The sequence below is a fragment of the Methanospirillum sp. genome (assembly GCF_028679455.1).
Classification (GTDB): Archaea; Halobacteriota; Methanomicrobia; order Methanomicrobiales; family Methanospirillaceae; genus Methanospirillum.
Map to the genome: position 1 here is coordinate 1 of NZ_JAJRBM010000340.1, position 11,384 is coordinate 11,384.

Annotated in this window: 9 protein-coding genes; 2 read left to right on the plus strand and 7 right to left on the minus strand. The window is 49.5% G+C overall.

Annotated features, from left to right (window positions below):
- Window positions 1-186: 186 nt before the first annotated feature.
- The 5 genes from LUQ50_RS11660 to aspS form a co-directional block, all read right to left on the minus strand.
- Window positions 187-2,229 carry a DUF2298 domain-containing protein gene (locus LUQ50_RS11660; protein ID WP_300040007.1) on the minus strand — a complete coding sequence of 681 codons (2,043 nt, stop codon included), beginning with the start codon at window positions 2,227-2,229 and terminating at the stop codon, window positions 187-189.
- A gap of 253 nt (window positions 2,230-2,482) precedes the next feature.
- Window positions 2,483-2,779, minus strand: a complete 297-nt coding sequence (locus LUQ50_RS11665; protein ID WP_300040008.1) for a hypothetical protein — start codon at window positions 2,777-2,779, stop codon at window positions 2,483-2,485.
- Window position 2,780: 1 nt separating this feature from the next.
- Window positions 2,781-3,326 (minus strand): MarR family transcriptional regulator, encoded by a 546-nt coding sequence (locus LUQ50_RS11670; RefSeq protein ID WP_300040009.1) that lies wholly within the window; start codon window positions 3,324-3,326, stop codon window positions 2,781-2,783.
- Between the two features lie 92 nt (window positions 3,327-3,418).
- Entirely contained in the window at window positions 3,419-4,339 is a 921-nt protein-coding gene (locus LUQ50_RS11675; RefSeq protein ID WP_300040010.1) for a methionine synthase, read from the minus strand.
- Between the two features lie 21 nt (window positions 4,340-4,360).
- The gene (aspS, locus tag LUQ50_RS11680; RefSeq protein ID WP_300040011.1) at window positions 4,361-5,653 is read right to left on the minus strand and encodes an aspartate--tRNA(Asn) ligase; all 1,293 of its coding nucleotides are present in this window, start codon (window positions 5,651-5,653) and stop codon (window positions 4,361-4,363) included.
- A gap of 122 nt (window positions 5,654-5,775) precedes the next feature.
- Here aspS and LUQ50_RS11685 point away from each other — a divergent pair, with 122 nt between their 5' ends.
- Window positions 5,776-7,104, plus strand: coding sequence for an amidohydrolase (locus tag LUQ50_RS11685; RefSeq protein ID WP_300040012.1), 1,329 nt, complete (start codon window positions 5,776-5,778; stop codon window positions 7,102-7,104).
- Window positions 7,105-7,137: 33 nt separating this feature from the next.
- On the opposite strand, the gene cofD is transcribed toward LUQ50_RS11685, so the two are convergent.
- The gene (gene cofD, locus LUQ50_RS11690) at window positions 7,138-8,088 is read right to left on the minus strand and encodes a 2-phospho-L-lactate transferase (RefSeq protein ID WP_300040015.1); all 951 of its coding nucleotides are present in this window, start codon (window positions 8,086-8,088) and stop codon (window positions 7,138-7,140) included.
- Window positions 8,089-8,145: 57 nt separating this feature from the next.
- Between cofD and LUQ50_RS11695 the strand changes: the two genes are divergently transcribed.
- Window positions 8,146-9,327, plus strand: coding sequence for an HD domain-containing protein (locus tag LUQ50_RS11695; RefSeq protein ID WP_300040013.1), 1,182 nt, complete (start codon window positions 8,146-8,148; stop codon window positions 9,325-9,327).
- Window positions 9,328-9,359: 32 nt separating this feature from the next.
- Here LUQ50_RS11695 and LUQ50_RS11700 read toward each other — a convergent pair.
- Window positions 9,360-11,384, minus strand: a 2,025-nt coding sequence (locus LUQ50_RS11700; protein WP_300040014.1) for a PKD domain-containing protein, incomplete at its 5' end; no start/stop codon positions are given.

An 11,384-nucleotide genomic window follows, 5' to 3' on the forward strand; every position in this document is an offset into this window, starting at 1 on the left:
ATATCTTAAAATCGATATAACTTTCGGTTCACCTAATATTCCAAAATAAGTTCCAATTGCAAGATTTTGTAGAAAAATAAAATGAAAAAAGGACGGTAACTTCAGATCACTGAATACTTACTGAAAATCTTCAAGAATCGCATCTACTTTCGATTTTATAGAGTTTCACAATCCACTATTCGTAAATTATGTGACAACAGGCAACCGTTTGATAAGCATACTTGAATTTTTATTGAACACTGGCCACAACCCAACTGAAGGAATATTGACTGCACCATATTTTCCCAATTCGTTATTCCCGATAATCAAATGTGAACTGTTGTAACGATCCATAATCTCCAGCGCCTTACCCGGCTCCTGATAGACCAATGCTACATCTTTCACTCTTTTTTCTACATCCTCTTTATCTCTGCCCCATTGAGTTTCAACGGTTGGCCATCCTATCACAGCGGGTACCCCGGTAAACGAAGCGATCCGAGCGTAGTAATCATAATCACCTGCAGCCTCAACCACACCGGTAGCAGTTCTATCTGCTTGAAGCAAGGCAATGGCCCGGGCATCTTCAGGCTGAAATAACTCAAGGTATTCTTTCCCATCAAGGCTTAGGACCGGAGAATTAAAGGAAACCGGGGCAACAATTAAAACCAGACAGATAATGAGACAAAACAGAGAACATACCACTTTTTTTTGCATCAATGAAAAAAAAGCCGGTACCTCTGTTCTTCGGAGATAGGACGAAATCATGCCAAGTGAAGCTACCCAGAGCAGGGGCCAAAGAGCAAGACTGATTTTAAATATGGTATTATATCGTGAAAGTGGTTCGAAACTTTCTTGTAGATAGAATAGTTCTGTCAAAATAAAAACAATAAGCCCGTACCCTGCAAAGAGATCATAAAGAGAATGATCAGATCGCATGATCAAATAACAGAGTGGGATAATAAGCAACGCAATACTCCAATACCCACATATTGCTGGAATTAGTCCAATAAAAATAAATAAAGGTCTTTTTTTCATATCATTGAGAATGTAGAGATAAAAGATGATGAGGTACCACCCATGAACTAACAGATACGGTATCAGTTCAGAGGGATGCTGCACAATACCAATCCCCGTAATTGCTTTTGCATGCATGTGAATGAGGTTCGGAACAGCAACAAACAAGCCGGCACACACCAGAAGAAGAATACTCATTATATCCGGGTGATGTACAAATTTTATCCTTTGATTTTCAACAATTGCTTCATTTCGAATCCAAATTATTGCCGCAATGATCAGGCCAAATATCAAGGGGTAATACACAAACACATCCCAACTGTTGATAGATATCAGGGTCCCGGCAGTACAACCAATAAGTATCATTATAATACGACGGCCAGATACTTCCAACTCTTCCCATCTTTGAATGATCAGAACCAGGAGAAATAGCAGAAACAACTGAACTGCGAGTGCATTTACATGGGGATGAGGGATTCCCCACAGAAAATTATACAAGGGGTAGTCATTTCCGGTTTCAGGGATAACGTGAACGCTATTTAGAAGGAGTGTTGTCAAGTTCAGAGACCCGGCAGTAAAAAACCCTACGATCAATGAAGGACGTGGAATAACGAGAAGAATCAATGGAATATATGGAACTTTCGGACAGATCAGGTGGCCGATAGCATAGCAGGATACTGCAGATACACCAAGAACAGTGGGGAGAACCAGATTATAGACGATTGAAGAGGGGACCTGCGAAGTGATTCCAAGGGTGCCAAAGATCCAATGCGAGAAATAGTAATAAATATCAAGATAACCTCCTGCAAAATGGGGATCAAATGGAGGGACGATGGGATTTCTCATTATTGAAGCGATAAATCCCATATCAAGGAATCGTTCGTTACCATATATTGCTGAGTTTTTTATCCGGACAATCATCATTGTAGTGAAGAAAGCCAGAAAGATCAAATCCCACTTTATCTCTTGTGTTATTTCGGATACATGAACCTCATCACGACCATACATAAATCCCAATGCAATTAAAAATGGAAATGATGCCAGCCAGACAGGAATGTGAAATACCCCCAACCACCAACTGATTAAACCAAATAAAAGAATTGAAAGGGTATAAGAAATCGGATAGGAATAAATAGGGATTTGTTTTTTAAGGATCGTCCAAAGTGAAATATGTAGAATGAATAGTAAACCGAGCCACTGAATAACAAAAAGTCCCTGTGTTAACCAATTATACAATTATCCACCCGCTATATGAGATAATTACAAATGTGTATTTTTGAGTTATAATATCGTCAGAGAAAGACAATCTCTTGACTTGAGACCCAAAAAAATTAAAAATAGTCGAATTTGATATGAAAAAACATCAAACACACAAAATTAGAAGCCTGGATGAAGGAAATCCAATTCGGGTGAACTCACACCCCAAAATGGAACAATTCCGTTCACAACTCATCTAATTGCTACATATGAAGATAGACAACAAAAATAATCAACTGGTATTGCTCGTATTGGCTACCTTATAAGGCCGGTGAACCCGGGCCCCGTTATCAGTCAGAAGATCATTGAAACTGACCACGAGACCGGTACTTCCCATCACGTAGGTCAGGTTTGCAGGGGTTGTATTCTTACCTGCCATCGACTGCATGATAAGGAAATTCTCCAGGAGCTGACTCTCCTGACGAACCGGCTGGTGGGAGTCCATGATATAATTTCCAACCCCGGCCATGATCAGACCACCTATGATCAGAAGGATTACAACACCCACTCGTTCGGGTTCAATGTTCATGTTACTTCAGGAGAATGATATTCCCCATCCCCCTCCGCCTCTTTTCGATCAAACCCATACTCTCCAGAATATCAAGACTTCTACTCACATTCGACTTAGAAAGCCCGGTCTTCTCCACAATATCACTTTGGGGGATAAGACCGTCGGCATCAAGAATACTCTGGTAGATAAGTTGTTGATCCTCTTTCAGGGTAGGAAGAACAGCCTCCCATTTACGGCGCCGCTCTTCCAATGGGGAAGGCAGGGGCACTTCAGGCTCATACTCTTTTGAACGGGCCGACTGCGGAGAAACAGTGACATGGATCTGATCATAAAAGAGCAGCGTAAGAGCACTCGCGCAGACTACCAGCGATGCTAAGATGATGATGGCGACATCAGTAATCGTATATACGTCACCAATGTGTTCGGTCTGAATAACAAAATCAGTGCCGGTACTCCATATAACAAGCGGGGTAGGATTCAGGAGTTTTACCCCGAGAAAGAAGACCGCTGCTATTAATATTGCTGCTGCAAGAACCTGCTGTCCATTCAGACCTGGGATATGCATAACTCCACCGATATCTCCTGTACTCAGACGTTACTCATGGGATAACATCAGTCTTTTCAAACAAGGGTAGTTCCCAGAGATAACTCTTCTTCTCACTGGTGATCATCACTGCCGGTTTCTGACCTGACTACTGCAGCTGCTTCGCAGAGCCGTGACAACTTGGCAAACGCCACATCCCACGAAAGCATCCTGAGCCCACAATCTGGATCGAGAATAAGCCGCTCTGCCCCGAGCTCTTCGACTCCGGTCCGAATCCTTGTGATGACAGTCTCTAAGTCTTCGAGTTTTGCCGTTGATGAGTCCACACACCCGTAACCGATGTACTTCCCGTTCAGATCACGAGATGAAAGAGAAGAGAGGTTTTCAGGGTCTACACTTCCTTCAAAGTCAAGCACTTGGACCGGCATTCGGACATAGTCATCGATAATCCTGGTGAGCGGGCCGCAGACATGAAGACAGACCGGCATAGAAACCTGTTGAGCGATCTGCTTGATCGCCGTCCTTCCCAGATCGAGATCCGCCACTCCGGTTGAGAAGATCGGCTCGTCGATCTGAAGCATGGTGATCCCTAATTCCCCCAAGGCGCGCGCTTCAATTGAAAGGGCATCTGCAATATCAGGTATCAGTTCATCACGGGACCGGTAGTTCGGTGTGTTGAGATGGAGCCCGTGAGAGAGGGAAGAGGGGCCGGTCACGACGCCTTTAACATACTGATGCCGAGTCCTTGCATACCTGGTATCTTTAGTGGTTATCGTCTGTCCGGATGGCATCACCTTGCCGATGACATCTTTTCCCCTTATTCCCGGAAGTTTTGAGGCAAACGTCCCTATCATATCCCCCCTCACCTGCCCGTCTGATATGATGGTGATTCCTGCCGAGATCTGTGCATCTACAGCCTGACAGACCGCCTCATGGAAGGGATCCAGCAGACTCCTGAGTGTCCTTCGTGGCTCAGCAGGGAAACTGCCAACTACCGTTGTCGGGAGGATCTGACCGGGGATGAAGGGTTTCATGATATGTGTTCCAGTATCTGATCAGGGGACAACACGGTGCCGGTCGCGTGGGAACAGAACCGCTTCCCTGACATTCTGGAGTCCGAGCATTGTTGCAACCAGCCGGTCAGCACCAAGACCCCATCCTGCATGTGGAGGCATGCCATACTTGAACGGGCTTAAGTAGAACTCAAAGTTGTCAGGGTTCAGACCCTTCTTTGCGATCTGCGAGACCAGCAGGTCATGCTGGTGAACACGCTGTGCACCACTCGAAAGTTCCATTCTTGGGTGCATCATGTCAAATGCCTTACAGATCTCGGGTTCGCTCTCGTATGGCATCGCATAGTATGGTCTGATAGAACTGGGCCAGTCCACAATGAAGTAGTGCCTGCCCATCTCCTCGCCAATTGCCTTCTCGGCAGCGGTGCCGATATCATCACCGAACTTGATCGGCTCATCCATTCCCTTGCTTGCAATATCGATCGCATCAGTGTATGAAAGCCGTGGGAAGTTCTTCTCAGGGACAGCGAACGAGTTGATCTCAAGATCAGCAATCGCAGCACTGCAGTTCGTATCAACGAACGAGTAGACTGACCTGACAAGATCTTCGAGCACCTGCATGACATCCTCATGGGTGGCGAATGAGACCTCAACATCGATCGAGGTGGCCTCATTCAGGTGTTTTGTTGTATTGTGTTCCTCTGCCCTGAAGATAGGTCCGATCTCGTAGACCTTCTCAAACCCTGCAGCCATCATCATCTGCTTGTAGAGCTGAGGGCTCTGGTTGAGAAACGCCTCTTTCTCAAAGTATGCGATAGGGAAGAGTTCAGTCCCTCCCTCGGTTGCTGCAGCAACGATCTTGGAGGTTGTGATCTCGATGAAGTCGTTGTCAAAGAGGAAGTTACGGGTTGCGTGCTGAACTGCACTGCGGATCTTGAAGACCGCACTCACCCGTGGCCGCCTGGCGTCAAGGAACCGGTTGTCGAGCCTGGTGTCCAGTTCGGCAGGGACCTTCTCTGCAACATCGAGCGGGAGCGGGGTTGCTGCTTTGCTGACAACCTCTATCCGGTCAGGAATGACCTCACGGCCGCCCGGAGCCTTTCCCTCCGGCTTGACGGTCCCGGTTACCCTGACTACCGATTCACGGGAGATATCCTTGAGTGCCTCGACCACTTCAGGTGCTGCCTTCTTCTTGGGTACGGTGACCTGAATAATTCCTGTCCGGTCTCTGAGGAGGAGAAACGCAAGGCCACCGAGATCACGGATCTCGTGTGCCCATCCGGTAATATCTGCTGAGGTTGACTCAGGGGTGATAGTATTGATAGGGACTCGCATATGCAACCCTAGTACTTGTACATACAGGGCCAAAACCTTTGGTGCGGATCCAGGCATCATTGGGATCCGGAGATGATACAAAGCACTTATGCGTTCATGCCTGCGAGTTACTACTGAGAATAATGACTGCGTGTGTACATGACCCTGATCTCTTCACAAAGAAGGGATCGATTCTTATCACCGGAACCAGGATCGGAGATCAGATCGCTGACATCTTCATTGATGAGACCGGCACGATCCGCGAGATAGGTGAAGGCATCGGAAAAAAGTGCAAGGGAGAGGCAGAGCACCAGATATCGGCAGAGAAGACACTTGCCATCCCCGGGCTTGTCAATGCCCACACGCATGCTGCAATGACCCTTCTGCGGGGATACGCAGATGATATGCACCTACAGCAGTGGCTTTCAGAGAAGATCTGGCCCCTTGAGGCCCATCTCACCGGCGAGGACGTGTACTGGGGAACAAAACTCGCCTGCCTTGAGATGATCAGGAGCGGAACGGTTGCGTTCAACGATATGTACTTCTTCATGGAAGAGGCTGCAAAAGCAGTTGATGAGAGTGGAATCCGTGCTGTTCTCTGTCATGGGTTCATCACCTTCGGGCTGTCTGAAAAGTTCGAGTCTGAAGTGAAAGCAACAGAGAAACTTGTTGCCCATATCAGGGGGATGAACAATCCGCGCATCACTCCGGCTGTCGGGCCCCATGCCCCGTATACTGTCCCGCCAGAACATCTGGAGTGGTGTGGATCGTACAGCAGGGATGAGGATATCATGCTTCACATCCACTTGAGCGAGACCGAGCAGGAGGTACTTGACTGCAAGAAGGCACATGGCATCACCCCTGCGGCTCTCCTTGACCGATGCGGGTGCCTGTCAGAACGGACGCTCGCTGCACACGGCTGCTGGCTTGAGGATGCAGACTGCAGGCTTCTGGCAGAACACGGATCTCATGTCGCTCACAACCCGGTGAGCAACATGAAACTTGCAACCGGACGAGCTATGCCATATCCGGCCCTTAAGAGTGCTGGTGTGAATGTCGCTCTTGCAACCGATGGCTGCTCCTCGAACAACAACCTGGATCTCCTTGAAGAGATGAAGGTGGCTGCCATCGGGCAGAAGTTTTTCTGGAAACAGGACACTCTCCTCCCGGCAGAAGAGGCTCTTGCCATGGCAACTACATGTGGAGCCAGGGCTCTTGGTATCCCGGGTGGTTCGCTGGATGTAGGCCAGGTGGCAGACATTGTACTGGTCTCACTCGATCACCCTTCGATGGTCCCGCTCCATAACCCTGTCTCCAACCTGGTCTATGCAGCATCAGGTGGACTGGTCAGTACCGTGCTCTGTAACGGGCGGGTACTTATGCATGAACGCCAGATCCCTGGTGAGGCTGATATCCTTGCAGGAGCAGCACAGGCTGCTTCAGGTCTTTTGAGCCGGGCAGCAGAAAAATAATATAAAATTGCAGAACTGCAATCTTTTTTCTTTTCAAATTGGCATATGAGCCAGAATCAGGTCCATGATCCCTTTTGCGATCTCCGGGTTTGTCATCAGGGTATCGCATCTGATGGCACCAGGTACCTGTACAGGATCACGGATATCCTGGACAAAGAGATCGACAAAATCTGCGTAAGCGGCGTACACCCCGGCAGAGGTTGGCTCAAAACCCAGTGCAACCATGAGATCACGGGCAGGCCCGCTCACCGGTTTGTCACCGATGAACGGACTGACCGCAACCACCGGTTTCTGTTTCAGCAGATCAATCACGCCGTTGCATTCGAGGATCGGCGAGATGCTGGTTATCGGGTTGCTCGGGCCGATGATGATCAGATCACTCTTTTCCATCGCTTCCAGTGCTCCAATGCAGGCATCGGGCCTGGTATCAGGGACTCTGAGCACCTTCCTGATCGCCACACTCCCCCTGTGTCTCACCCAGTACTCCTGAAAATGAATAGTCCCGTCATATGTCTCGATCATAGTGGTGTACTCCCGGTCTGTCATCGGGAGCACAGATGCCTGAACTGACAGTCTCGAGCAGAGTTCTTTGGTGGCATGCGAGAGTGTCTTCCCTCCCTTCAACAGTTCTCCTCTGAGCAGTTCCACTGCCCGGTCCCGGTCGCCGACTGCAAGGTATGTATCGACTCCCAGGGATCTGAACTGTTCATGGGTTACGAACGTGTCACCTTCAATTCCCCACCAGGTCTTGGTGTTGAGAATCCCGGCAAAGAGATACATCACCGTATCAATATCAGGAGAGATATGCCCGCCCTGATACCAGAGGTCTTCTGCCGTGTTGACGATCACAGAGATATCCTTATCATTCAGGGCAAGTCTTGCACCCTGCAGAAGTTTAGGTGTCCCGGTACCGCCCGAGAGAAATGTTACTGTTATGGTATCCTCCCATGATAGACTGTCCCGGAAGTAACTTAATACTGCCATACGAATACCATCAGAGAGACCAAAGGCCGGTGAAATATTAAAGCCATCAAAGACCCGGTGCATGGGTATATCCAGGTTGAGCCTGAGCTGCTACCCCTCGTTGACTCTCCTGAAATTCAGCGACTCAGGTACATCCGCCAGCTCGGGTTCTCGTTTCTGGTCTATCCTGGAGCTCATCATACCAGATTTGAGCATTCACTCGGGGCTATGCATCTTGCGTCCCTGATGTCCAGGCAGATAGGACTCAAGAGAGAGGACCATCTGCTGGTCACAGCTGCTGCTCTTCTCCATGACATCGGGCATGGTCCGTTCTCCCACGCAATCGAAGGTATCGCATCAGAAGCGCTTGGAAGATCACACACCGATGTCAGAGATCTGATCACAAAGGGTCGGCTCGGGGATGAGTTAGAGCGAATCGATCTCGATCCCCTGGAGGTCTGCCTGATGATCGAGGGAACCCATCAGTTGGCAAGCATCATCCATGGCGATCTGGATGTTGACCGGATGGATTACCTGCTCCGTGATGCGCATTACACCGGTGTTCCCTATGGGACGGTTGATGCAGGACGCCTGATCAGGGCGACCCGCCTCTTTGAAGGTGAGATAGTCCTCCATGAAAGCGGGGTACAGGCAGCAGAGTCTCTCCTTATCGCGAGAACCCTGATGCGGCCTGCGGTGTACTACCACCATGTGAGCAGGATCGCAGAGAAGATCTTTTCAACCGCGGTATACGAACAGAGCAGGGTCAATTCTGCCGGGGCCATGGAGCAGATGATCAGGATGGATGATGCCGCCTGTATGCAGACTTTGTTGAATTCTAATCTCCCGGACGTCAGACATCTGGCAGAGGATCTCTATTACAGGCGTCTCTTCAAACGGTCTCTGTACCTTGGCAAAGAAGAGGTGTCTTCTTCCCTGCGGCTGTCTGAGGACTCAAATGCACGGGAGAGGGAACTCGCGGTCAGAATTGCTGAGATGGCAGGGGTCATGTCCCGCGAAGTCATGGTTGACATTCCTGCATTTCCCCGTGATATGTTCATGCGGGTTCAGGTGCAGGATAGGGACAGTCTTCTTCCCCTCGAAGATGTCTCGCCCTTGGTAACAACTCTCAATGAGACCCGCAAAACCCAGTGGCGGGTCGGGGTGTATGCTCCTGAACATGCGGTCAATGAGGTCAGAAAGGCTTCACGGGAGTTACTGCATGTCAGGCCCCTGACCAGACAGGATCGGCTTATCTGATTATTCAGTAAAAAAGAATTAAAAAAAGATTTTTATGCAGCGTTTGCTGCAAGAATTCCATCTGCAGACATGTACAACCAGTATCCGTTGTATGGTCCGAGCATGGTATTGTCATTGCTTCCCTTGATGATCATCGCGTTATACCGCTGGGAAGAACCATCAAATCCTACGCAGTTGACCCAGCTGTTTTGCACCGAGAGGAAGGTGTACTTCGCCTCAATCGGGGTCACTCCGGTAAATCCTACCCCGTTCCAACCTTTTTTCAGTTGCTTGGTCGGGGGGGTCTGAACCGGGTTCGGATCGTACTCCAGCGGGATCTTGTCGATTCCGGCAGAGTAGATCCAGAATGCATCGAGTGGCCTAATGATGGTACCCGAGTTGACGATGTTCCAGGCATGAGTCATTGAATCGTATTGGAACACACTGTGTCCCTTGACATCCACGTGACTGAAGATGCTGGCTGTATCAGATCCCGGGGCAAGTTTCTTCGGGACAGAGACGAAGTTCCATCCCGGATAGAGCGGTACCACATCGGTCGGTTTCTTTCCAACCGTGATGAACGCTGTCTTTGTTTCAGTGTCAGAGCATCCCTGCTGGTTGCTTGCGGTGAGAGTTACGGTGTATGTTCCCGGATCAAGGTACGTGTGGATCGGGTTTGCGATGTTATCACATCCCCCGCCTGAACACGACACATCGGCATCCATTGGGATTGGGCCGGGTTTATCCCCGAAATCCCATTTCCACATGGTCGGATTGCCGGCCGAGAGATCAGTAAACTGAACCTTCAATGGGGCTTCACCAGATGTTGGAGCGGCACTGAAGTTGGCATCTATTGTGCATGCTGGAACCACGACAACGAACTGACTCTTTGAGATTGTGTCTGTGCAACCCTGCTGATTGCTTGCAGTCAGTGTTACCGTATAAGTACCGGGCTCAAGGTAGGTGTGTCGCGGGTTGGCAATGTTATCACAGCCACCGCCCGAACACGAGACGTCATCCATTGGGATTGGTCCATCTCCGAAGTTCCAGTGCCACATCGTCGGGTTTCCGGTCGAAAGGTCAGTGAACTGAACCGTCAGAGGAGCAGAACCATTCGTGGGATATGCACTGAAGTCAGCCTTGATATCACATGCAGGGACAACCACCACGAACTGACTTTTAGAGATTGTGTCAGTGCAACCCTGCTGGTTGCTTGCAGTCAGCGTGACCGTGTAGGTACCAGGTTCCAGGTAGGTATGGCTCGGGTTGGCGATGTTGCCACATCCTCCGCCGGAACACGAGACATCATCCATCGGAATTGGACCGTCACCAAAGTCCCAGTGCCACATCGTCGGATTGCCGGTAGAAAGGTCAGTGAACTGAACGGTCAGAGGAGCAGAGCCATTCGTTGGATAAGCACTGAAGTCAGCCTCAATGTCACATGCAGGGACAACCACCACGAACTGACTCTTTGAGATTGTGTCTGTGCAGCCCTGCTGGTTGCTTGCAGTCAGTGTTACCGTATACGTGCCAGGTTCGCGATAGGTGTGAGTTGGGTTGGCGATGTTTCCACATCCTCCACCAGAACATGACACATCATCCATTGGGATTGGACCGTCGCCAAAGTCCCAGTGCCACATCGTCGGATTGCCGGTAGAAAGGTCAGTGAACTGAACGGTCATTGGGGCAGTACCATTCGTTGGATACGCACTGAAATTCGCCTCAATGTCACATGCAGGAACCACTACCACAAACGAATCTTTCGTGATCGTGTCAGTGCAGCCCTGCTGGTTGCTTGCAGTCAGTGTTACCGTATACGTGCCAGGTTCGCGATAGGTGTGGCTCGGGTTGGCGATATTACCACAGCCACCGCCAGAACACGAGACGTCATCCATAGGAATCGGACCGTCGCCAAAGTCCCAGTGCCACATCGTCGGGTTTCCGGTAGAAAGGTCAGTAAACTGAACGGTCATTGGCGCAGAACCATTCGTTGGATACGCACTGAAATTCGCCTCAATGTCACATGCAGGAACCACTACCACAAACGAATCTTTCGTGATCGTGTCAGTGCAGCCCTG